The organism is Moraxella canis (assembly GCF_002014965.1).
GTDB lineage: Bacteria > Pseudomonadota > Gammaproteobacteria > Pseudomonadales > Moraxellaceae > Moraxella > Moraxella canis.
This window is the reverse complement of sequence record NZ_MUXT01000008.1, coordinates 250,465-273,408: the sequence shown is the minus strand read 5'-3', so window position 1 is coordinate 273,408 and position 22,944 is coordinate 250,465. Positions and strand designations below refer to the sequence as shown.

At 46.1% G+C, this 22,944-nt stretch carries 16 protein-coding genes; 8 read left to right on the top strand and 8 right to left on the bottom strand.

The genetic code is table 11. From position 1 onward, the window contains the following. The first annotated feature begins 127 nt into the window (after positions 1 to 127). A complete protein-coding gene (locus B0180_RS07340; protein ID WP_078256338.1) occupies positions 128 to 2,539 on the top strand; it encodes a hypothetical protein in 2,412 nt (803 codons plus the stop codon). Positions 2,540 to 2,557: 18 nt separating this feature from the next. Continuing rightward, positions 2,558 to 4,342: a hypothetical protein gene (locus B0180_RS07335; protein ID WP_078256337.1), complete on the top strand. Its 1,785-nt coding sequence runs from the start codon at positions 2,558 to 2,560 to the stop codon at positions 4,340 to 4,342. Between the two features lie 47 nt (positions 4,343 to 4,389). On the opposite strand, the gene B0180_RS07330 is transcribed toward B0180_RS07335, so the two are convergent. After that, the gene (locus B0180_RS07330) at positions 4,390 to 5,295 is read right to left on the bottom strand and encodes a LysR family transcriptional regulator (protein WP_065424901.1); all 906 of its coding nucleotides are present in this window, start codon (positions 5,293 to 5,295) and stop codon (positions 4,390 to 4,392) included. A 110-nt stretch (positions 5,296 to 5,405) separates the two neighbouring features. Between B0180_RS07330 and hppD the strand changes: the two genes are divergently transcribed. Both hppD and B0180_RS07320 read left to right on the top strand, forming a co-directional pair. Beyond that, positions 5,406 to 6,485: a 4-hydroxyphenylpyruvate dioxygenase gene (hppD, locus tag B0180_RS07325; RefSeq protein ID WP_078256336.1), complete on the top strand. Its 1,080-nt coding sequence runs from the start codon at positions 5,406 to 5,408 to the stop codon at positions 6,483 to 6,485. Positions 6,486 to 6,848: 363 nt separating this feature from the next. Beyond that, the gene (locus tag B0180_RS07320; protein WP_078256335.1) at positions 6,849 to 7,970 is read left to right on the top strand and encodes a D-alanyl-D-alanine carboxypeptidase family protein; all 1,122 of its coding nucleotides are present in this window, start codon (positions 6,849 to 6,851) and stop codon (positions 7,968 to 7,970) included. A gap of 169 nt (positions 7,971 to 8,139) precedes the next feature. Here the strand turns inward: B0180_RS07320 and secF are convergent, their stop codons facing one another. The 3 genes from secF to yajC all read right to left on the bottom strand — a co-directional run bounded on the left by secF (position 8,140) and on the right by yajC (position 11,612). Beyond that, a complete protein-coding gene (gene secF / locus B0180_RS07315) occupies positions 8,140 to 9,276 on the bottom strand; it encodes a protein translocase subunit SecF (RefSeq protein ID WP_078256334.1) in 1,137 nt (378 codons plus the stop codon). Between the two features lie 9 nt (positions 9,277 to 9,285). Beyond that, on the bottom strand, positions 9,286 to 11,163 hold the full coding sequence (gene secD / locus B0180_RS07310; protein WP_078256333.1) for a protein translocase subunit SecD: 1,878 nt from the start codon (positions 11,161 to 11,163) through the stop codon (positions 9,286 to 9,288). Between the two features lie 113 nt (positions 11,164 to 11,276). Beyond that, on the bottom strand, positions 11,277 to 11,612 hold the full coding sequence (yajC, locus tag B0180_RS07305; protein WP_049237569.1) for a preprotein translocase subunit YajC: 336 nt from the start codon (positions 11,610 to 11,612) through the stop codon (positions 11,277 to 11,279). 488 nt (positions 11,613 to 12,100) lie between these two features. Between yajC and B0180_RS07300 the strand changes: the two genes are divergently transcribed. From B0180_RS07300 to B0180_RS07290, 3 genes are all read left to right on the top strand, one after another. Beyond that, the gene (locus tag B0180_RS07300) at positions 12,101 to 13,093 is read left to right on the top strand and encodes a CNNM domain-containing protein (protein WP_327037567.1); all 993 of its coding nucleotides are present in this window, start codon (positions 12,101 to 12,103) and stop codon (positions 13,091 to 13,093) included. A gap of 151 nt (positions 13,094 to 13,244) precedes the next feature. Further along, positions 13,245 to 13,802, top strand: a complete 558-nt coding sequence (locus B0180_RS07295) for a DUF4440 domain-containing protein (protein WP_078256331.1) — start codon at positions 13,245 to 13,247, stop codon at positions 13,800 to 13,802. A gap of 197 nt (positions 13,803 to 13,999) precedes the next feature. Next, positions 14,000 to 16,387 carry a LysM peptidoglycan-binding domain-containing protein gene (locus tag B0180_RS07290; protein ID WP_078256330.1) on the top strand — a complete coding sequence of 796 codons (2,388 nt, stop codon included), beginning with the start codon at positions 14,000 to 14,002 and terminating at the stop codon, positions 16,385 to 16,387. A 153-nt stretch (positions 16,388 to 16,540) separates the two neighbouring features. On the opposite strand, the gene B0180_RS07285 is transcribed toward B0180_RS07290, so the two are convergent. After that, the gene (locus tag B0180_RS07285) at positions 16,541 to 18,373 is read right to left on the bottom strand and encodes a phosphoenolpyruvate carboxykinase (GTP) (RefSeq protein WP_078256329.1); all 1,833 of its coding nucleotides are present in this window, start codon (positions 18,371 to 18,373) and stop codon (positions 16,541 to 16,543) included. Between the two features lie 318 nt (positions 18,374 to 18,691). Between B0180_RS07285 and radA the strand changes: the two genes are divergently transcribed. Continuing rightward, complete coding sequence (gene radA, locus B0180_RS07280; RefSeq protein WP_078256328.1) at positions 18,692 to 20,113, top strand: DNA repair protein RadA; 1,422 nt, start codon at positions 18,692 to 18,694, stop codon at positions 20,111 to 20,113. Between the two features lie 42 nt (positions 20,114 to 20,155). Here radA and B0180_RS07275 read toward each other — a convergent pair whose 3' ends face one another. The 3 genes from B0180_RS07275 to cysT form a co-directional block, all read right to left on the bottom strand. Beyond that, entirely contained in the window at positions 20,156 to 20,875 is a 720-nt protein-coding gene (locus tag B0180_RS07275) for a sulfate/molybdate ABC transporter ATP-binding protein (protein WP_053088771.1), read from the bottom strand. Positions 20,876 to 20,947: 72 nt separating this feature from the next. Then, positions 20,948 to 21,787, bottom strand: a complete 840-nt coding sequence (gene cysW / locus B0180_RS07270; RefSeq protein WP_078256327.1) for a sulfate ABC transporter permease subunit CysW — start codon at positions 21,785 to 21,787, stop codon at positions 20,948 to 20,950. 49 nt (positions 21,788 to 21,836) lie between these two features. Next, positions 21,837 to 22,715, bottom strand: coding sequence for a sulfate ABC transporter permease subunit CysT (gene cysT / locus B0180_RS07265; RefSeq protein WP_078256326.1), 879 nt, complete (start codon positions 22,713 to 22,715; stop codon positions 21,837 to 21,839). Between the last annotated feature and the right edge of the window lie 229 nt (positions 22,716 to 22,944).

The window sequence follows — 22,944 nt, the reverse complement described above, 5'->3', positions numbered from 1 at the left end:
AGGTCGAGACAAAAATAATACTCACACCATTCATGAATATCTTTGCAAGTGAGTGAATTTGTGTTACCTTATAATCCATTTTTAATCAAAAATTCACATTACTTACTTTTACTCATGGCACATTAGTATGAAAAAACAGCTCTCAAACATTCGTTTGTCCAAGCCCAAGAACCGATCGCTCAAATTTGGTTACCTGGCGGTGGCGGCACTGATGTTACAAGCCTGTCAGGGTGTGGGCATGCAGACAGACAGCCTGCGGGGGCAGTCTTTGCAGACGCTACCTTTTGCGGATAATCTGTCCACGCCATCCGCTCAAGCTAAGCAAAGCCTAATCAAAGCAATGAATCAGCATCTGCTCAGTGAGCGCTATTCGCTATCGACCTATCGATATCGAGTCGTGCCTCACCTAGCCAAGGATAGCATTGACGCTGGTAGCGATAGCCTGTGGATGACAGCACTCAAGACGTATGAATATAAAACCACTGCCGATAGCGCCAGCTACCAAAGCGATGCTTACCGTACGACTGAAGATTATCTAAACGAAGAGGGGTCTTTGCCTTATTTGCGCTACGATGACGAAAAAAAGGGCGCCATACTTGATCACGCCATCACCCGAGAGACAGCAATGGATGCGCAGTATTTGACGGCTGGCTCAGACATCATGGCTGCTTATATGGATCAATATCGCTGCTTAAGCGATGCAGCCGAGACTCTCGATCAAATCGTCTTAACCAATCCCACACTCACTGTCAAAGATCGACAAATTAAAGATCAGCTTAAAGTCATCGATGGCTGTATCACTCAAGCAAATCAAGATTTTGATGCTCAAAAATCCAACGCACAGGGATATCAAATCGATGACATCGCCAATATCCGTCAATGCGCTACCAGTTATCAACGAGATTTAAACCAAGTGCTGTCTGCCAGTCGCAAGCATCCTTCCTTGACGGGCGAGGCTTATGATGGCTATCTGATGGCATATAATCAGTTTTTGGTCTGTGATCAAGATGTGTGGTACGGAATGATTTATATGGATCCGCTAGGTTATATAGATCGAGGTCTGACCGCCAAACAGCTGGATGTTAGGTCGCTCATTCGTGAATGTTCACAGACTCAGCTGACAGCCAATAAAAATCTACGCCGCCAAGGTAAGACACTGGCAAATAGCCCAGAGAGTTTTTTACAGACACATTTTGATGGCTCATATTGCATTGCCATGAGCTTAGATGAACCTATTGATGATGTTCAAAGACCGACCAGTTTGGAAGAAGCTGACGAACTGGATACCCAGGTGTTTTTTAAGCTACTTATGGGTGAGGCGGATTCAGATGAGCCAAAGCCGGTGTTACGACAGTGGTTTGAGGCTTATAAGTCCATGAAGCTGTCAGAACAAACCAAACCAACCAACACCGGCGCAGACAGTGACGCGATGGAGTCGCTGCCTTTACCATTACCCGAAGATATGGGCGGCATATATACCAACATGATGTCATCCATGCTGGATTATATGAAAAAAACGCCAGAGCAGCTTGACGCTAAGAATTTTTATCAGTATGAAAATACCGCCTTTACAATTCTTAGCCACTACGCGCCTGCTCAGCGTAAGATTAATTCGGTGATGGCTTTGGATTATGAATCACCAACTGCCAAGCAATCCATCCAAGCGCCGATATTGATTGACTTTGACCAAGGATCGATAACGGTTGATGCATCAGCTGCACTGCCTGTCAGCGCGCTTGCTTTGCCAAAGTATGCGCCGCTGCCCAAAGACTCCAAAGATGGCATGGTGACATTTTATTTACCCAAACCGCTTGAGGGCGTCATTCCCACAGATGTTATTTATGAAGCGATGGTTAATGGCTATTTGGCAGGATTTGGTGAATTGGATGTCGAACGATTTACGCCAGTGGTGATGACGAGCGATCCTTATGCGCGTAAACTTGGAGCAACCCAAGCAATTAAATTAAGCCTATCTAAACAAGAAGTCGGCAAATATATCGGTGTTATCTTAAAATACATCGCCAAAGATCTAAAAGCTTATGTTGATGCCCATCCTGAGCGTTACCCTGAAGATTCAGATGATCCGATCAATGCCGCCAAAATTAAGCAAATCATTGATGATTGGGCGCTGATTAATCAAGGTCATCACACAGATGATATTGGCAGTGCGTTGGCGCTACTTGAGTCGATCATGCCGATGAGCTCATCGGATCATATATATTATTATTTAAACAGTCGCGGTCAGCTCATTGGTTTACAATACATCCAAAGCATCAATCAGCACATGCAAAACACACGAACGCAGACCATTGCCCAAACACGCTTTAGCAGTCAGCCGATCGCTCATCCTTATGCCTCAAAGCTCATTGATGGCACCAAAGATAGCTCAGATGGGAATGCTTGGGTTCATACCATTCGCCAAGATATCAAATTGGGTGAATTGGCAAGACAAGCTCGCGATGATTACGACACCGTCATTGATGACACTGACGCCGCCTTAATCCTTGATGACAGTGATGCTGCCTTAACAGATAAATAATAAGACTGAGAGTGATTTATGCAAACTAAATTAAACCCAATTGCGGCGCTGGTATGTTTGGCGGCTTTGACAGGGTGCGCAAGTACCGCTGATATCGCACCCAAAGCTGTCAGCTCAGCCACAGCCAAACAAGATTTATCAGAAGCCATCACAGCACAAATGCGCAGCTCTTTTGGCTATGAAACAGATATTTTTGTTTCTAACGCAATTCGCGAGCAGGCATTGGCAGCTCATGCCGATCACAGCGATCAAAATCAAGCTCAGCACTGTGAGACTCAGCATGACACAGCCTATATTTCTTTGACTAAGGCGTTGATGGCTGAGCAAAAGGTCGCGATGGAAGATATCGAAAAAACCCAAGCGTTTGATCAAATTCGCAAGACATATTTAGCGTGCGTCAATGAGCGGTACGAATTACAAGAAGCTGGCATTGAAAGCTTTGATATTGAAGCTTTTTTGAGCAGTACCAAAAATATGACCCCTTCTGAGCAGTTTGATTTATTGTACGATGAGCTGCAGGAAAAGGAGCTGAGCGACAGCGCCACCCGTGCTGCCAATGAAGCTGTTTATAATGCCGAGCGCAATCAAGAAGATACCGCGCTTGAACAAAAAAAAGCCAAATTACTCAATGCTAATTTGATTGAGCCAAGCGCCTTGAGTGTCAAGGGTAATTATCAGCCACTGCTTGGAAAATTTACCGCGCTGCCTGCCATCAGTTATGATGCCAAAAATATCGCGCTGCATCTGAATCAGCCGCTTTATATTGACCTAAAGCAAGGTATTGTTTATCTGTGGGCGGATAATTTTGCCATGCTCAATAGCGAAACCCTTGATAAACAGCTTGGCACCAAGTGGCGTGATAAGTGGCTAGCCATTCGCCTTAATGACGGCAGCCTGCCACCTAATTTTGCCAAAGATCTGATTGGGTATGTGTGGCATGCCAAAAAACAAAGCTTTGATAGCTTGGATGTGAGTGCGTTTGAGATGGTCAATGATGACACTGTTCTTATGATGCCCAATCTGTTGGATAATTTATCATCCAAAGCCGTCGATACCATCAAAGGCACAGGGCGAATCATCCGCCTAAATCCCAATGCCCAAGACCAAGCTTATGCTCGATATTTATTTGCCGATACTTTATATCGTAGCATCGTGGATAATTATAGCGAATTTGCCGAGCCAAGCTTTGGGAATGTGGAGCGCACGATTGAAGATGGGCAAAGTGTCATCGAAGTTGTCAATGTTAATCATGCTCAAGATCACGAAGAGTTGCCCACCGAAGTCAAAATTGACAGTCGATTATTTGTCAGAATGTTATTAAACGCCTTGGCAAAAATTAGCTATGGCTATCAATCCGACGCTCAGTATCGAGATCAAATGACGGAAATTGAACCTTCGCCTTATCAGCCGCTGTCACATTATGGCTTGACAGGCAATAAAATTGGCTGGATCCATCAGCGCCAATACCTGCCCAATCCCTTTGTAAATAAAGAAAATTCAAGCTTGCGCCTAGAGCAGCCTATGCTGATTGATGTGTTTACAACCATCACGCCAGTTCAAAAAGATGAATTTGCGCGTCTGCCTGCCCATCTGCGTACACCAAATGCCCAAAACTCGGTGAATGTGATGGATTATAGCCGCGAGCTTGTGGAGCGCATCAAGTCAGGTGACGATAAATACAGCCAAATGCTCATCGCGCTACTGACGGGTGAGGGTGCGGTAGGTGAGGGCATTTATGATGAGCCACCATCGATCGATGATGACATCAGCCCATCTCAAGAAGGTGACACATCATTTGAGTGAGCATAACGCTTTGGCATACTAGACCTCTTATAAACCTAAGGAGGTCTTTAAATATGCAGCAGCCAGTCTTTGGAGGCTTTGAGCAGAAAATTTTCAAAGCTTTTCATGGCGGGCGTTTGGCTGCGTTGGCGGTGTTTATATAGCATAAATTCATAGCCAATCTGCGGCTCATGAATCGGAATCATGACCAAGCCTTGTTCATCCACCCAAGATTTGGCATAGCCAAGCGCCATGGTGATCCCAAGTCCTTCTTTGACCATACCCAAAGCCGTTGATAAAAAATTGACTTGATAATCGCTGCGAAACAGACGCGTGCGAATATCCAAAGGTAGCTTTTCATTGATATGGTCGGCAAAAGGCGCTTGCACTGTAATCAAATCACCTTCATTAAGATCCTGCCATGTCAGCGCCTTTGAGTCTGCTAGGGGGTGATCTGCACGCACCACCAGTCCAAAGGATGACCGAAACAGTCTGGTCTGCATCAGCTCATTGCTATGCAAAAGATCAGGTCCTAGCCCAATGTCCGCCTCCAGCATCTGCACATGATCCACCACCTCTTCAATTGAGCAGTCAATCAAAGTCACTTGAATATCAGGATACGCCTCTTTGAATAAGCGGATCAGTTTGGGTATCGAAGCGGCGGCTAGCTGCTGCGGCGCTGCGATACGCACTTTACCTTGGTGATAGTCCTGTAAATCATGGACTTCATGACTCATCAGCTGCATATCATTGAGCACTTTATTGGCATGCGGTAGCAGCCGCTCACCGGCTTCTGTCAAGTGGATTTGGCGCGTGGTTCGGTCAAATAGGCGCATATCCAGCTGCTTTTCCATCTCTTTGATCAGCCCGCTTAGGGATGACTGAGTCAAGTGCAGCTCAGCGGCTGCCTTACTAAAGCTGTGATGGCGCGCGATGCTGGCAAAAGCTTTGAGCTGACGAAAAGTGATATTCATAGGATTATCCAATAATTATGATAAAAATTCCATTTGTGCGCAATTTTCGCTTATTTTATGATAAGTCATCACTGAAAGACAAGTAGCATCACCCACAAAAGGAGTATTTTATGGCAGATTTATTTGAAAACCCAATGGGACTGTGTGGTTTTGAATTTGTAGAGTTTGCAAGCCCAACGCCAAATGTGCTTGAGCCATTATTCGAAAAAATGGGATTTAGTTTGGTTGCCAAGCATCGCTCAAAGGATGTGCTGTTGTACCGTCAGGGCGGTATTAATTTTATTGTCAATCGCGAGCCCAATTCTGAGGCGATGTATTTTGCCAATGAGCATGGTCCATCAGCTTGTGGCATGGCATTTCGTGTCCGTAATGCACAGTTTGCGTACCGTCGGGCGATTGAATTGGGCGCAAAGCCCATTGAGATACCGACATCGGTCATGGAGCTTCGTCTGCCTGCCATTCGAGGTATTGGCGGCGCGCCGCTGTATTTGATTGATCGATTTGAGGCAGGTAAATCCATTTATGATATTGATTTTGAATTTCTTGAAGGTGTCAATCCCAATCCTGTTGGTTATGGTTTTGAGGTCATTGACCATTTGACGCACAATGTTTATCGTGGTCGGATGGATTATTGGGCGAAATTTTATGAAAAGCTATTTAATTTTCAAGAAATACGCTATTTTGACATCAAGGGTGAATACACAGGCTTGACCAGTCGCGCGATGACGGCGCCTGATGGCTTAATCCGAATCCCGCTCAATGAAGAAGCCAAACAAGGCGGCGGTCAGATCGAGGAATATCTCATGGCGTTTGGAGGCGAAGGCATACAGCATATCGCGCTTTTGACAGACGATTTGACCAATGCCATCGATCAGCTAAAAGCAGCTGGCATACCATTGATGACTGCGCCTAACGATGCCTATTATGAGATGCTTGATGAGCGACTGCCGGGTCATGGCGAGGATGTGTCCGCACTCCAAAGTCGTGGCATCTTGCTAGATGGGACCACCGAAGGCGGTCATCCCCGATTGTTATTGCAAATTTTTTCAGAAACCGCGTTAGGTCCAGTGTTTTTTGAATTCATTCAGCGTAAAGGCGATTACCGAGAAGGGTTTGGCGAGGGGAATTTTAAGGCGCTGTTTGAGTCGCTTGAGCGCGATCAGATCCGCCGCGGTGCCTTGCAGGTCTAAAATGAGTTTGAGGTGGTATTTGCGGTCTGATCACCTGCTTGTAAGTTTGGGTAGGCTATATCAGATGGCAAATATCCGCTTGGTTGAATTTCACTATTGAGGGCATGTGTTTTAAGGGTTAGGCTGATTGATTGGACGCTTTTTGAGATGGAGTTTGGTCGGGTGAAATTTATCACAGTCTATACTTTGCCACATTAAATTTGGTTAAATTGCGAGCTTGATACCTTACAGATAGCTATATTATTTAACGGTACTGCAAAAATTTCATTATAAATTTGTAACAATTAATGAAAATTATTGCTGTAAGTAAAATCCCACAATTTTTGTGGTAAAATAGAATATATCCGAAAAAGGGGACAGTCCATGAAATCCATCAAGCGAAACAGCCAAAATTTGGCAATTTTACTTGCGATGACTGCTGGGGCGCACAGCGCACACGCATTCTCAATCGATCAAAGCCAGCAGCGTGTGACCGTGCAGCCTGCTCAGATGACCACATCTCAGTCCGTTTATATTGAGCCTGCCGCTCAAGTAAGCACAAGAACACAAGTCAGCGTACAACCTGCGACACAAGCCTATACCGCTACCAGAGTTGATATTCAGCCGCAGCTTGCCGCCACAACCCAAACTCATACCACCACTTATGCAACGACCAGTGCGCCTAGCGCTCAGCCCACCAATTATAGCAGCCAAACCAGCTATGCTGGCAGTTTTTATGATCTGCCTGTCAGCACACGTTCGGCGGCGGTCTTGGTGTATGATTTGCAGGATGGTAAGCCAATCTATGGTAAGAATGCGGATGTTCAGCGCTCGATCGCATCTATCAGTAAAGTAATGACGGCGATGGTTATCTTGGATGCTGAGCTTGATATGCGTGAAGAGATTACTTTGATTGCTTCGGATTTGGTGGGTGCTAAACAAGCAAGTACACGCCTAAAAGCTGGCGACCGCATGACACGCTCTGAATTTACGCTGATGACGCTCATGCGTTCTGAAAATCCAGCCGCTAAGGCATTGGCGCGTACTTATCCAGGCGGTTATGATGCCTTTATCGCTGCCATGAACCAAAAAGCGCGCGATCTAGGCATGTATCAGACAAAATTTAGTGATTCATCTGGCTTAGATCCGCGCAATATGTCATCTGCTAATGATCTATTGATCATGATGAAAGCAGTCAATAGCGACCCTCGATATCACAGTATCCGCAACTTCTCCACAGCGCCGACCTATGATTTTTATATCACAAATTATAACAGCGGTAATCGCACCTACAAAGGCAACAATACCAACCGTCTAGTGAGAGAAGGTGCTTATCCGATCGGTGTTCAAAAAACTGGCTATATCCGCGAAGCTGGTTATAGCGTCGTCATGGAAACCAATGTCAATAATCGCCCTGCAATCGTCGTATTATTAGGCGCATCAAACAGCGCAAACCGCTGGAGTGACGCTGAGACAATCTTAACCGAGCTTGCTTATCGCCGTTAAGCAGTTTGACAGGATATCAAATCGCCCAAGCATGACTTAGGGCGATTTTTATTTAAAGCACTTTTTATTTAAAGCACTGAGTCAATGATAGGGTAAGTTTTCAATTATTAAAAATATCCATAAAAAACCACGCCCAAATTAGAGCGTGGTTATGTGAGCCGTAAGCGGCTTAATCTTTGGTATTTTGAAGTTCAGGATCGGCAAATACCACCACTTCTTCTTCAAACTCAGGTTTGATTTTGACGACAAAATCTTCTCTAGACAAGCCCATCATGAGCGGAATCGAGCTTGCAATATAGACCGATGAATAAGTACCAGCGATCAAACCGATAAATAATGCCACAGAGAACCAGTACAGACCATCACCGCCCAAAAATAGCATCGCGACAACCACGACAAATACTGTACCCACAGTCATGACGGTGCGTCTTAGGGTTTCGGTCAATGATAAGTCAAGCACTTGACGAGGTGTCAGACCGCGCACTCGGCGAAAATTCTCACGAATACGGTCATAGACGACGATGGTATCGTTCACCGAATAACCAATCAATGCCAAAACAGCTGCTAAAACCGTCAGATCAAATGGCCAGCCCATGATGGCAAACACACCAACGACGATGATCACATCATGAAACAAAGCCAGCACAGCACCCAAGGCGAGCTTGAACTGAAAGCGCGTCGCAACATAAAGCAGCATCATTCCCAGTGCCACCGACATGGCGAGCAAGGAGTTTAGGTAAATTTCATTACCCAGCTGGCTCCCGATGATGCTGATGCTATCGATGGTTGATGGGTTATTTGGAAAATTGAGAATCTGATCCAAAGCAGCGCTTAGGTTTTCGGCTGAGCCATCTTGGGGTGGTAAGCGCACCAAAAGCTCTTGGCGCGTTCCTAAGTATTGGACAACTGCATCATTGAAGCCATTATCTGCCAATGCCTGAACGACCTGTGCTTGTTCGACGGGCTGCTCGTATGCGACATTGGCAGACACACCGCCTGTAAAGTCCAGCCCAAAGTTTAAACCCTTAACTATAAGCGCTATCAGTCCTGCAAGTATAAAAAGCACCGAAAATGCCATCATGGGCTTCTCGAGCTTCATAAAAGGAATGATGCGCTGATTGGCGATGAGCTTGACGCCGCCGGCTTTTTCGGCAGCTTCATCGCCTGCTTCGGCAATCAGTGATTGATCGGCTAGGGCATTTTGATTGGTGGCGGCATTGGCGCCTTTTCCGTCACGACGCGGCGCACGACGACGGCGCGGTGGCTGTGCTGCGTTTGGGTCGATAGGGTTATTTTCGTTATTCATTTTTAACTCCTAACCGATGCTAAGTTTGGTTAAGTTTTTGCGATGACCATACCAAATCTGAATCATGGCACGAGTTACTAAAATCGCAGTAAACAAAGAGCTGATAATACCAATCGCAAGCGTAATTGCAAACCCTTTGATCGGTCCGGTACCAATGGCAAATAAGATAAATGCAATCAATAGCGTGGTGATGTTAGCATCAAAAATTGAGCTAAACGCACGATCAAAACCTGCCACGATGGCGGATTTTGCACGAGCCCCATTAGCAAGCTCTTCGCGAATACGCTCAAAGATTAAGACGTTGGCATCAACCGCCATACCGATGGTTAATACAATCCCGGCGATACCAGGCAAGGTCAATGATGAGCCTAATATGGACATGATGGCAACCATCATAATGACGTTAAAGGCTAGGGCGATATTAGCAATCACGCCAAACGCACGATAAAACACAATCATCCATAAGAACACCAAAAGATAGCCGACCTGTGTAGAGAACAAACCTTTGTCGATATTATCTTGACCCAAAGAAGGACCGATGGTTCGCTCTTCGACAAAGTACATCGGTGCAGCCAAGGCGCCTGAGCGCAATAGGAGTGCAAGCTCGCCTGCTTCTGCATCTGAATCCAAACCTGTGATCACAAATGAAGAACCTAAAACTGCCCGAATGGTCGCGCGGTTAATGATGCGTGACTCGGTATAAGGCGTGCGCACCTCGACAAGCTCGCCAGTTGCAGAATCTTCTTCAAAGCTGACCCGTTGTTTATTTTCAATAAATAGCACTGCCATCTGTTTGTCCACAGCGGTGCGAGTGGCGTTTTGCATGAGTCTGCCGCCTGCTTTATCCAGGGTGATATTCACCTGTGGGCGTCCATTCTCATCCAGTCCTGACTGCGCCCCTTGAACCCGCTCACCTGTGATGATGGACTGACGCTCAAGCAGCATAGGCTGACCATCCAAAGAACCAAATGGAAAGGCTTCGGTGCCTGCCGGTGGGATGCCGCCTGCATAATTCATGTCCTGTTCGCTCACCATGCGAAACTCAAGATTGGCAGTACGACCCAAAACACGCTTGGCTTCTGCGGTGTCTTGCACGCCAGGCAGCTCAACGACGATGCGGTTAGCGCCTTGAGATTGTACCAATGCTTCAGCCACGCCAAGCTCATTGATACGATTTCTAAGCGTGGTTAAGTTTTGACCGACAGCATAGTCATTAATTTCTTGAATTTTAGCATCAGTATAAGTCAGCTCAAGCGCCGCCCCTTCAGTATCAGCAAAGGGACGCAGTGCAAAGTCTGCACCAACTTGATTTTGTAGGACAGACTGAGCGCGCCCACGATCGTCTGTATTGATGAAAGTCAGCACCATGCCATTATCGGTCATGCGCAGACTTTGAACTGGGATTTGCTCGCCACGCAGTGTACGGCGTACGTCTTGGCTGGCAGTGGTGAGACGCTGTTCGAGTGCTTTTGCCATATCAACTTCTAACACAAATCTCACGCCGCCGCGCAAGTCCAGACCAAGCTTCATGGGAGCAGCGCCCAAATTGCGCAGCCATTCAGGCGTGGTTTGTGCCAAATTAAGTGCGACCACATACTGTTCGCCTAAGTCTCGGCGCAGCACTTCTTGTGCCTTAAGCTGATCTTCAGCATTTGATAAGCGAAGCAGTGCACTGTTATTTTCAAAGCTGCCATTATGGTGACTTAGTCCTGCTTGTGTCAGCAGACCTTCAGCTTGTGTCAGCACATCTTGAGTTAATTGTGTACCTGCGCTCGCGCCTGTAATTTGCACAGCAGGCTCATCAGGATATAGGTTGGGTAATGCGTAGATGCCAGAGATAAAGAGCACCACAGCAATTAATATATATTTCCAAGCAGGGTAGTGCATAGGGTATTCTTATTAGATAGAGCAAGATGATGAATTCATCTCATCAATTTGCAAAAAAACTGACCCAAGCAATTAATTAATTTATCTAAGTCAATGCTTGGGCTTAGGATGGGTTAGATGTTGTCAATGGTACCGGCAGGTAGCACCATCAGGACGCTTGCACGCTGAATTTTAACATCAGTTGAGTTATTCAGTGTGATTACTGCATAATCGCCTTCAACTTTCTTAACGCGACCGATCAGACCACCAGCGAACACAACTTCATTACCTGCAGCTAGGCTATCCACCATGGCTTTGTGCTGCTTGTTGCGCTTTGATTGTGGGCGAATGATCAAAAAATAGAAAATTGCAAAAAACGCTACAGGAATCAGCAAGTTCATAAATAATGACTGCTGACCTGCAGGTGCGCCTGCGGTTGCGTGCGCGGCAGTGATAAATAAATCTAACATCAAAAACTCCTAAATCTTAAAAGACGGTGGACTATTTCAATCATGATCCACAATCACCGCCCATTTCCAAAATATAAACCTTACTTAAGGAATATATCTATCTAAATCACTCAAGTAAAAGTCAAAATAACGCATATCATAGCATATTTTTGGGGGTCTGACATGGATTTTTGGTGTTGTTACTGATGTGCGATAAAATGCACTAAAAACAATACTTGCACATCGCTTAATTTTCACTTAATATGAGTGCTAATTTTTGCAATTTTACATCGTATATGTCCCGACCGCGACCCCGAAATTTGGCAAATGGATCTGTTTCACGCCTGATTTTTGCTGCATTATTGGCGGCTATTTTTATCCCCTTGACCGCACACGCTGCTTTTGAGCTCGGCGGCACACCTACCAACCTTGCCTTACTGATTTTCTTCATCTCCTTATCGCTGATTGTATCCTTTTTATGTTCAATCTCTGAGGCGGCGCTTTTGACGATGACGCCTTCATATATTGACACCCTGGCGGAGGACGATCCTAAGGGCGCAGCACTGCTTAAAAGTGTCAAAGTTGATAATATTGAAAAGTCAATTTCGGCAATCTTGACGCTAAATACCGTTGCGCATACACTGGGCTCACTTGGGGCAGGCGCTCAAGCGGTGATTGTATTTGGCAATGCTTGGTTTGGGGTGTTTAGCGGCGTGATGACGCTGATTATCTTAATTGGCACAGAAATTATCCCAAAAACGATTGGTACGGCATATTGGCGACGCTTTGCGATGCCTGTGGCGTATTATGTGCGTGCAATTAATGTGGCGTTATTACCGATCATTTGGGTGACAGAAAAGATTTCACGAATGCTGACGCGCGGTAATCAAGAAAGCAGCTTCAATCGTCATGAGTTTTTGGCGCTTGCCAATCAAGGTGAAAGCTCAGGTCAGATGAGCGAGATGGAAACGCGAATTATCAAAAACTCTCTGGCGCTCAGTGTGATCAATGTCGAAGATATCGTCACGCCGCGCTCGGTCGTCAGTGCATTTGATGAAAATATGACTGTCGGCGATGTGTTTGCTCAATATCCTAAGCTACCATTTTCACGCTTTCCGATTTTTGATGAAGATTTAGATAATGCAACAGGGTTTGTCCTAAAGTCTGATTTATTAATCGCCAAGGCAAACCAAGAGATTCATACGCCCATCAAGCAGTTTCGGCGCGATATTAACTTTGTGTTTGCCAAGATGAAATTGTTTGATTTGCTTGATTTGATGCTCAAAGAGCGCGTTCACATTGCTTTGGCAGTGGGGGAGTTTGGTGAAGTCAAGGGCTTAGTGAGCTTGGAAGATGTGCTTGAGACTTTACTTGGGCTTGAGATTGTCGATGAGTTTGATCGTGTCGATGATATGCAAACCCTTGCTCGTCAGCTGATGGACAGACGCATGGCACGACTAGGTGCAAAACTTGAAGAAGATGCGCCTTTTGATGAAAAATAGTCTGTCTCTGCCAAATCACTTCTAAATGAAACAAAATGTAACAATTTGCCATCATGCTTTAAGCTTACTATGCTATTTTAGCTTAAGAGCACTCCGTCATGAGTACGGGGAAGTCATTCATTTATAAGTATATTAATATAAGGGTTGGTTTATGAAACACAGCACCCGTTCTATTTTAAAAAAAGCCGCTGCTGCAAGTATGCTGACAGCTGCGATTCGATCGGTAAGTAAATTTAAAGGCAAATCATTTGGCAAAGGTGCCAGCATTGGCTTATTCATTGGCGCACTTGGTGTTCAAAGCTTGATCACCACCAATGCTTATGCGATCAGTGAGCAAGATGTCAGCCGATATGCATCAAGCATGAGCAGCGCCGCTAACGCCCAAAATATTGCTCAAATTTCAAGATTAATCGCTGATGATGCCATCATTTCGCTATCTCGCGGTGGCAAAACGACCAGTTTAAATAAAGAAGGCTACCTACAGCTTCTTCAAAAAAGCTGGGCTAAATCCAGTGGCTATCGCTATCGCATTGATGTGACAGATGTGGTTGCTACCGGCAATCAAGCTAGGGCGCAGATTGTGACCACCGAGACTTGGACCCAAGACGGCAAACCTGTGACCATTAAGACCGCTTCGCGCGCCACTTTTTCTCAGGTGGGCAATCATGCTGTATTATTAAGATCGGTGTCACAAGTCACGGTTGAATGAGTTAAGATTCTAAACTGATTTGATCGAGCCACCGTTTTGTAAGTCAATTCGGTGGTTTTTATTACCCATTTGCTGTCCAAAAGGTTGCCAAATTTGCCAAAATAAGGCATTATTATCGCTTGAAATAGCTGGTTGGCTTGATTTTGCCAATTTGGCTTTATAGCAATCACTGAGTTAGGTGACCAAAGGACATGAAAATGACAAAACACTCCAAATCCCCCATTTCTAAACAGATCTTAAAGCCGCTCAGTCTTGCCATTTCATCTTGTATTTTGGTTGCTTGTAGTAGCACAAGTACACCCTCTAAGCCGATCAGCCAGACCCCAAAACCAATCCCTCAAGCTAAGCCTAATCAGCAGATTCACATATCATCGGGTAATACTGGCACAGGTGTTTTGGATCTTGAGATGCTTGATGCCTTAGAAGCGCTACTTCAAGCGACCGACATGAGCATGGTGGAGGGCGATGAGCTGGCGATTCAGCGCTACGGTAACTTATGGGATCGAATTCGCCGCGGCTATCGCATGAATGAAGTTACCAATGCAAGAATTGAAGCTCAAAAATCATGGTTTTATACGCGTCAAACTTATTTGGACCGCCTGACCGCGCGTGCTTCGCGCTATCTGCATCATACTGTCGCTGAAGCCGAAAGACGCGGTATTCCCTCTGAATTAGCGCTTTTACCCATCATTGAAAGCTCCTATGACCCAACGGCGACCAGCAATGCTGCCGCTGCTGGTCTTTGGCAGTTTATTCCTAGCACAGGTCGCATCTATGGCTTGAACCAAAGCGCAACCTATGATGGTCGCCGTGATGTGATTGAATCAACGCGCGCCGCTTATGACTTTTTAACAAGTTTGTATAACCAGTTTGGTTCTTGGGAGTTGGCATTAGCCGCTTATAATGCAGGGCCTGGACGAGTTTCGCGCGCCATCAAAGCTAACCAAGATCAAGGGCTACCAACGGATTATTGGTCGCTTAAGCTGCCAACTGAAACAATGAACTATGTGCCAAGATTCTTAGCAGTCGCTCAAATTGTCAAGTCCCCAAATACTTATGGTGTTAATTTACCCGCCATTGCCAATCACAGCCATTTTAGAACGGTGCCAGTTAATTATGGTGTGAGTTTATCGGAAGTTGCCACAGTGACAGGCTTGCCAGTCAGCGAGCTTCGTTTACTAAACCCTGCGCTTTTAAACCTTACCGTTGATGAGATCGGTCCTAATCGTATCGTTATTCCTGACAGTTTGCCGAACCAAATTGATAATCAGCTGGCCTCTTTAAAAGGCTATGGGTTTGGTGGTGATTATATCGCAACAGCACCTGCTCAAAGCATCACCTATGTGGTACCTAAGTCCGGCGCTTCGGCAAACACAAGCTCTCAGCAAGAATTGATCGCATCTAATACGCTGCCAACCACCATTGCACAAGTCACACCAAATAATACCATCGTCCAAGAGCCGGCTTTATCAAAATCTGAAATAGATCTGATCGCGGCAGAAATTCAAAAAACCAGTCCTGAAGTCCCTGCGATCAGTCCCCAAGATGGAAACATCCAGCTAAATGCAGTACAAACCAGCCAGTCGGTTTTGGACGCTCGTGGTGAAACTAAGATGTTGAGTTTTTCGGATAAGCCAAAAACTCAAGCTGTATCGCCGCCTTTACAGCCTGTACAAACAGTAGCGCCTAGCCCTGCGCCTGAACCAGCTCCTCAACCACAGCTTCCGCCTGTGACAGCTTCGGTACCAGTAGCACCACCTCCACCGCCGCCTGTCTCGGTAGCTCCACCGCCAAGTCAGCCGCGTCCTGAGCCTGCACCAAAACCCAAGCCAAAACCCGAAAGCTACACCGTGCGTGCCGGCGATAGTCTCACATCTGTGGCTGCTGCCCATGGCTTAACTGTCGGTCAGCTTGCCAGTTATAATAATTTGGCAAATGATGCACATATCCTGATCGGTCAAAGATTGTGGCTTGTCTCTGGTAAAGTAAAATCTCAGCCAGTATCAGCCCAGCAAACGCCATCTCGCCAAAGCACACCAGCAGCTAATACCAATCCAGCAACCCACAAAGTATCTGCTGGAGAAAGTCTGACCGCCATCGCTCGCAGATATAACATCAGCTTACATGCTCTGGCAAATGAAAATGGCTTGAGCGTGACAGATGGCGTCTTAATTGGTCAAACACTCAAATTGCCTAGCGACGCTCAGTTGGAAAACAGTGCGACATCTCGCTCAGAAAGCACGCGAACCAGCTCTACGCGCGCATCTACCAATACAAACATTGGGGCAACTGAAAACTATACCGTCAAAGCTGGTGAGAGCCTAACCCTATTATCAAATCGTTTTGGTGTACCAATCAGTGACTTGGCAGCGGCGAATGGCTTGGCTTCCAATGCCAATCTGCGCATCGGACAAACGTTAAAAGTACCTAAGCTTACCACGACATATACCGTCAAAGCGGGTGATGGGCTGATAGCTTTGGCGCGGCGCTATGGGATTAGCACCCAAGAGCTTGCGAAGATGAATAATTTGGAGCCGACTGCTGATTTGCGCATCGGGCAAGTTTTGACCGTTCCAAATAAATAATTTGTGATATGCTTTAAACGATTTAACAAAAAAACCAGCTTTATGAAAAAGCTGGTTTTTTTGTTGTGCACCGGTCAACCAATTACTTTTATTAATGAGTTATTAAACAAAAGCGGAAAACATATTTTCCGCTTTTTGTTTGACGACGATCGCTTATGCTTGCTCAATGTCAGCTTTTAGTTTGGCGTTATGCGCTTTGAGTGCTTCTGGCATACGCTCACCCAGCTTATCAAACAACTCAGCATGGCTTTCAAGCTCTTTGATCCAAGCATCTTTGTCTTGACTGGTCACAAGCTCAAATTGTGCCTTGGTAAAATCAGACTGATCCCAATTGATGTCATCATAAGTTGGCACCAAGCCAATTGGAGTGTGCACAGCATTCGCAGTACCTTCACAGCGCTCGATGATCCACTGTAGAACACGCATGTTCTGACCAAAGCCAGGCCATACAAAGTCGCCATTTTCGTCACGGCGGAACCAGTTGACTTTGAACATTTTTGGCAGCTGATTGCCTGCCGCTTCAGCTGTTTTACCGACATTTTCGCCCATTTGTAACCAATGGTTGAAGTAGTCAGCCATGTTATAGCCAGCAAATGGTAACATCGCAAATGGATCGCGGCGCACTACACCTTGCTGACCAGTTGCAGCAGCCGTGGTTTCAGAACCCATGGTTGCCGCTTTATAAACCCCATCTACCCAATCAAATGCTTCTGATACCAAAGGTACAGTATCTGCACGGCGACCACCGAAGATGAAGGCAGAAATTGGCACGCCTTCAGGATTCTCCCACTGTGGATCGATGGATGGGCATTGTTTGGCAGAGACGGTAAATCGTGCATTGGCATGTGCCGCACGCTCTTCACCTGTGTGTGGCTCGCGCTTCCAGTTCGTTAAGTTTTCTGGAGTTTCTTTAGTTTTACCTTCCCACCAAGCTTCACCATCATCGGTAACAGCGACGTTGGTGTAGATGACATCAGACACCAAAGTGCTCATGCAGTTTGAGTTGGTTTTGGTGTTGGTGCCTGGCGCAACACCAAAGAAGCCTGCTTCAGGGTTGATGGCATAAAGCTTACCATCTGCAGAAGGCTTAATCCATGCGATATCATCACCGACGGTTTCGACTTTCCAGCCTTCATAGCCTGCTGGTGGAATGAGCATGGCAAAGTTTGTTTTACCGCACGCTGATGGGAATGCTGCAGCGATGTAGTGCTTTTTGCCTTGTGGGTTGGTGACACCCAAGATCAGCATATGTTCAGCCAACCAACCTTGCTCACGACCCATGGCAGAAGCGATGCGTAGCGCTAGGCATTTTTTGCCAAGCAAAGCATTGCCGCCATAGCCTGATCCATATGACCAGATTTCACGAGTCTCAGGGAAATGCACGATGTATTTGTCATCGTTGCATGGCCATGCCACGTCTTTTTGCCCTTCGGTCAATGGTGCGCCCACAGTGTGGACGCATGGCACATACTCGCCATCGGTACCAAGCACATCATAAACTTCTTTGCCCATACGCGCCATTTTGCGCATGCTGACAACGACATAAGGGCTATCTGTGATTTCGATGCCGATATGGGCAATGTGGCTGCCCAAAGGACCCATGCTAAAAGGTACCACATACATGGTGCGACCTGCCATGCAGCCGTCGAACAACTCGTTTAATTTGGCGCGCATTTGACCTGGCTCGATCCAGTTATTGGTCGCGCCTGCGTCGATTTCTTCTTTTGAGCAGATATAAGTACGATCTTCGACACGCGCAACATCTGTCGGATCTGAGAACGCCAGATATGAATTTGGATGCTTGTCTTCATTTAATTTGATCATGGTGCCGTTTTCGATCATTAGATCGATCAGGCGCTGGTTTTCTTCTTCAGAGCCGTCGCACCATTCGATGGCAGCAGGTTTGGTCAGAGCAGCAATTTCAGCCACCCAATTAATCAAGGCTTGGTGACGAACAAAATCTGGAGCAGTTATCTTTGCAGTCATGTTTGGATCTCATTTAATGAAAATTGGCGATCCACTGTTATTTGTACGGACAGAGCTATAAAGCCTTTAAATTGTAACAAGATAATACAGTGGCGCTGTGAAAAGCAGTATTAAACCACAAAACATGCAGAAAGATAAGTACTATAATTAAATTAAATGTATGTATTTTTAAAAGTTATACTTAAAAACGGGTCAAAGTGGCGTTTTGCAGGTAGGATTGATAGGGTGTTTGGGCTGCGTGAGATGTTAATTAGCAAGCATACTAAAAAAATGCTACAATTTGATTAATCAATTATGATCAACCGACTAGGATAATCTATGGCTAAAGCTAAATCAAGCTATATTTGCCAAAATTGCGGGGCAATTTATGGAAAATGGGCAGGGCAGTGTACGGATTGCGGTGAGTGGAATACGCTCGTTGAGGCGCCCAACACCAGTTTACCGCACCATAATAAGTCAAAAACCAGCACCGCTGCGCCTAGAAAAACTGCCAACTACGCTGGAGCGGTGAGCGGTGTGATGACTTTAGACCATGTTGGCGTTACGCTTGAGACGCGTATGCCAACTGGGATTGGTGAATTTGATCGCGTTCTTGGTGGTGGATTGGTGGCAGGGTCGGTGGTGCTCATTGGCGGCGATCCTGGCATTGGTAAATCGACAATTTTATTACAAACTGCCATTAATATGGCAGCAGGTGATTCACTGTCGGGCTCTGCTTTGTATATCACTGGCGAAGAAAGCCTATCTCAGGTGGCAATGCGCGCCAAAAGGCTTGGTCTGCCAACCGATCGCCTGCGCGTCTTAGCTGAAACCAATGTCGATACCATTTGTGCAGCATTGACTGCAGAGCAGCCAGCCATTGCGGTGATTGATTCGATTCAGACATTATTTACAGAGATGATTCAGTCTGCCCCTGGTGGTGTCGCTCAAATCCGTGAATCAGCAGCCATCTTGACTCGCTATGCCAAGCAAACAGGCACTGCGCTATTTTTGGTGGGGCATGTCACCAAGGAAGGCGCCTTAGCAGGACCTAGGGTACTTGAGCATATGGTCGATACGGTGTTGTATTTTGAAGGTGAATCAGATAGCCGCTTTCGTATGATACGCGCCGTCAAGAACCGTTTTGGTGCGGTGAACGAGCTGGGTATTTTTGGGATGACGGATACAGGCTTAAAAGAAGTCGCCAATCCATCGGCAATTTTTCTGAGTCGCTATGATAAGCCCATTGCAGGGTCGGTCGTCATGGTTAGCCGTGAAGGTACGCGTCCTTTGTTGGTTGAGGTCCAGGCGCTTGTGGATAGCGCTCAAGCTCAGCCGCGCCGCATGGCATTGGGGCTTGATTATCAAAGACTGTCGATGCTTTTGGCGGTAATGCATCGGCATGGCGGCATTCATACCAGTGGTATGGATGTGTATGTCAACGTCGTTGGCGGCGTTAAGGTCATGGAGACTGGATCAGACCTTGCAGTGCTGCTTGCCTGCGCCTCTAGTATTCGTGAAAAAGCGCTTCCCAATCGACTTTGTGTGTTCGGTGAAGTGGGGCTATCTGGGGAGATTCGTCCTGTACCCAATGGTCAAGAGCGTCTCAAAGAGGCGATGAAGCATGGATTTACCCATGCCATCGTACCCAGAGCCAATGCGCCTGCCGCTAATAACTCACAATTTAACCGTATTCATATCATCGCTGTTGATAGACTTGATGAAGCGATTTATCAAGCTTTTGAAATTACCGTTGGCTAAGGCGCTTTTTATCAGTTGGATTTTGGGCTAGCCTCTTAAATGTTATAAGCCCAAAAAATCCACCACAAAGTCACTGCTTGGCTTAGCAAACAGCTCGCTTGGCGTGCCAATTTGCTCTATTTGCCCATGATTCATAATGACAATCTTATCAGATATGGCTTGGGCTTCTTCTTGGTCATGCGTGACCATGATGCTCGTTATGCCAATTTCGCGCTGGATGTCCTTGAGAGAAGCGCGCAGCTCTTTACGCACTTTGGCATCAAGCGCGCCAAAAGGCTCATCAAGCAGCAGCAGCTTAGGATTGGTCGCCAATGCACGCGCCAAAGCAATGCGCTGACGCTGTCCGCCTGACAGTTCATGCGGGTAGCGGGTTTTGGTGTGTGAAAGCTGCACCAAGTCAAGCAGCTCATCGACACGCCGATCAATTTCATCTACCGAAGGGCGCGTATGACGTGGTAGAAGTGTCAAGCCAAACCCAATGTTTTGGGCAACCGTTTGATGTCGAAATAACGCATATTGCTGAAATACAAACCCGATACCGCGATGCTGTACTGGGATGTCGGTCACATCGACACCATCAAAATATATCCGCCCGCTGTCTGCATTTTCAAGGCCTGCGATGATGCGCAGTAAGGTTGTTTTACCGCAGCCCGATGGACCCAATAAAGTGGTTAGCTCACCTGTTGGAATATCGATGCTGATATCGCCCAAGGCAACAAAATCACCGAAAGCTTTATGAATGTTTTGGATTTCAATACTCATGGAAGATACCTTTTTAGCTATATTAATAAATATTTATATGTAAATGCTTGTTTGATAAAACCTGTATGACTGCTATTTTTTACGACTCATAAAGCCTTGAACTGCCAAAGTGACCAAAGCAAGTAGCGCAAGCAAGCTTGACAGCGCAAATGCCAAGGTAAACGCATATTCATTGTACGCAATTTCAATCATCAAAGGCATGGTGTTCGTCTCGCCTCGGATATGTCCAGATACCACCGATACCGCCCCAAATTCACCCATCGCGCGTGCATTGGTTAGGATGATGCCATAAAGTAGCGCCCATTTGATATTTGGCAGAGTCACTTTCCAAAACATCTGCCAGCCATTGGCGCCAAGCGTCAAAGCAGCTTCTTCTTCACTGTCGCCTTGTGCCTGCATGAGTGGAATGAGCTCTCGTGCGATGAATGGAAAGGTGACAAACAAAGTCGCAAGCACAATCCCTGTCGTCGCAAAGATCACCTGAATCCCCATGCTCTCAAGCCAGCCCCCAAGCAGCGTATTAGCGCCAAAGACCAGCACAAACATCAAACCTGCCACCACAGGCGACACCGCAAAGGGCAGATCAAGCAGTGTGGTGATCACAAATTTGCCGCGAAATTTATGGCGTGTGATCAAATACGCCAGCGCCACCCCAATGATTGTATTGATGGGTAAAACGATCGCTGCTGTTATTAAGGTAAGCTTAATGGATGACAGCGCATCAGGTTCAAGTAGTGCAGCTTGATATGCCTGCCATCCTTCTTTAAGCGCTTCATAAAAAACAGACAATAGTGGCACAACCAGCATGACGCCCATAAATACAGCCGCCACACCAATCAAACTGTATTTGACCCAAGGTTTATCACGCGTGGCAGGATTTTTTTGGTATGCATAAGAACTTATATTTGCCATAGTCTTGCCTTAGATTTTTATATGACTCAATAATTTTTATTGTGATAAATCAGTTGGTTTTTGCACCAAGTCTTGCAGACAGTTTCCATTGAGCAAAATTAATGGCAAACAAAACCACCAATGAGATCAAAAGCATAAATAACGCGACGCAAGCTGCGCCTGCTACATCAAACTGCTCAAGTTTTGAGACAATGATTAAGGGTAAAATCTCCGATTGCATGGGGATATTACCAGCAATAAAAATCACCGACCCATACTCGCCAGTAGCACGCGCAAACATCATGCCAGCGCCGATCAGCATCGCTGGGGCGATCTCAGGCAAAATGACGCGGCGAAATGTCGTCAGGCGGCTGGCACCCATCACCGCTGCCGCTTCTTCAAACTCTACCGAAAGCTCAGCAAGCACTGGCTGCACCGCGCGCACAATAAAAGGAAAACTGACCACCACCAAAGCAAGCCAAATGCCAATCGGCGTAAAAGCAATTTTTATTGGCTCATTAAATAGCAGCAGCCCAAGGCGTGTAAACCATTGACCAAACAAGCCATTGGGCGCATAAAGCGTGGCAAGGGCGATGCCGGTCACCGCCGTTGGCAGGGCAAATGGCAGATCAACCAATGCATTTAAAAAGGATTTCCCCCAAAACTCATAACGCACCAATACCCAAGCCACCAGCGTCCCAAAAATCAAATTGGTAATGGTGGCAAGCATCGCCATGGACAAGGACAGCTTAATCGCTGCAAACACTTGCGGCTCGCGAATCGTGCGCATGATGTCGCCAAAATCCATTTGCAATGTCGTCAAAACCATCATCAAAAAGGGTAAAATCACCAACAAACTGAGTGCAAATATGCTGACGCCCATACTTAGCCCAAAAAAAGGCATCACTCGGCGCGCGCGATTTTTTGGGGGTATTGGCTGATTTGGCATGATAACAATCCTAATGGTACAATGGGTAACTGATGATAAACTCAAAAGATGGCTGTACTTTACGGCATTGGTATATAAACTTTAAGCGCAAAAATTGACTTTTTATTTTCCTTTATGGAATTTAGACCGATTGAACCTACGATGTGATGATTTTGCGTCTTTTGAAGGATGATAATATGCCTTTTCAAACTTTGCTAAACATGCGATAATGCCAAGGTTTAGCACGATC

Bases quoted from the DNA above. Each gene is read 5' to 3' on its own strand.
- B0180_RS07320 (WP_078256335.1), top strand. From the start codon at position 6,849: ATGAAATCCATCAAGCGAAACAGCCAAAATTTGGCAATTTTACTTGCG.
- cysT (WP_078256326.1), bottom strand. From the start codon at position 22,715: ATGCCAAATCAGCCAATACCCCCAAAAAATCGCGCGCGCCGAGTGATG.
- secD (WP_078256333.1), bottom strand. From the start codon at position 11,163: ATGCACTACCCTGCTTGGAAATATATATTAATTGCTGTGGTGCTCTTT.
- B0180_RS07300 (WP_327037567.1), top strand. From the start codon at position 12,101: ATGACGCCTTCATATATTGACACCCTGGCGGAGGACGATCCTAAGGGC.
- B0180_RS07335 (WP_078256337.1), top strand. From the start codon at position 2,558: ATGCAAACTAAATTAAACCCAATTGCGGCGCTGGTATGTTTGGCGGCT.
- B0180_RS07275 (WP_053088771.1), bottom strand. From the start codon at position 20,875: ATGAGTATTGAAATCCAAAACATTCATAAAGCTTTCGGTGATTTTGTT.
- hppD (WP_078256336.1), top strand. From the start codon at position 5,406: ATGGCAGATTTATTTGAAAACCCAATGGGACTGTGTGGTTTTGAATTT.
- B0180_RS07285 (WP_078256329.1), bottom strand. From the start codon at position 18,373: ATGACTGCAAAGATAACTGCTCCAGATTTTGTTCGTCACCAAGCCTTG.
- B0180_RS07340 (WP_078256338.1), top strand. From the start codon at position 128: ATGAAAAAACAGCTCTCAAACATTCGTTTGTCCAAGCCCAAGAACCGA.
- B0180_RS07330 (WP_065424901.1), bottom strand. From the start codon at position 5,295: ATGAATATCACTTTTCGTCAGCTCAAAGCTTTTGCCAGCATCGCGCGC.
- secF (WP_078256334.1), bottom strand. From the start codon at position 9,276: ATGAATAACGAAAATAACCCTATCGACCCAAACGCAGCACAGCCACCG.
- B0180_RS07295 (WP_078256331.1), top strand. From the start codon at position 13,245: ATGAAACACAGCACCCGTTCTATTTTAAAAAAAGCCGCTGCTGCAAGT.
- yajC (WP_049237569.1), bottom strand. From the start codon at position 11,612: ATGTTAGATTTATTTATCACTGCCGCGCACGCAACCGCAGGCGCACCT.
- cysW (WP_078256327.1), bottom strand. From the start codon at position 21,787: ATGGCAAATATAAGTTCTTATGCATACCAAAAAAATCCTGCCACGCGT.
- B0180_RS07290 (WP_078256330.1), top strand. From the start codon at position 14,000: ATGACAAAACACTCCAAATCCCCCATTTCTAAACAGATCTTAAAGCCG.
- radA (WP_078256328.1), top strand. From the start codon at position 18,692: ATGGCTAAAGCTAAATCAAGCTATATTTGCCAAAATTGCGGGGCAATT.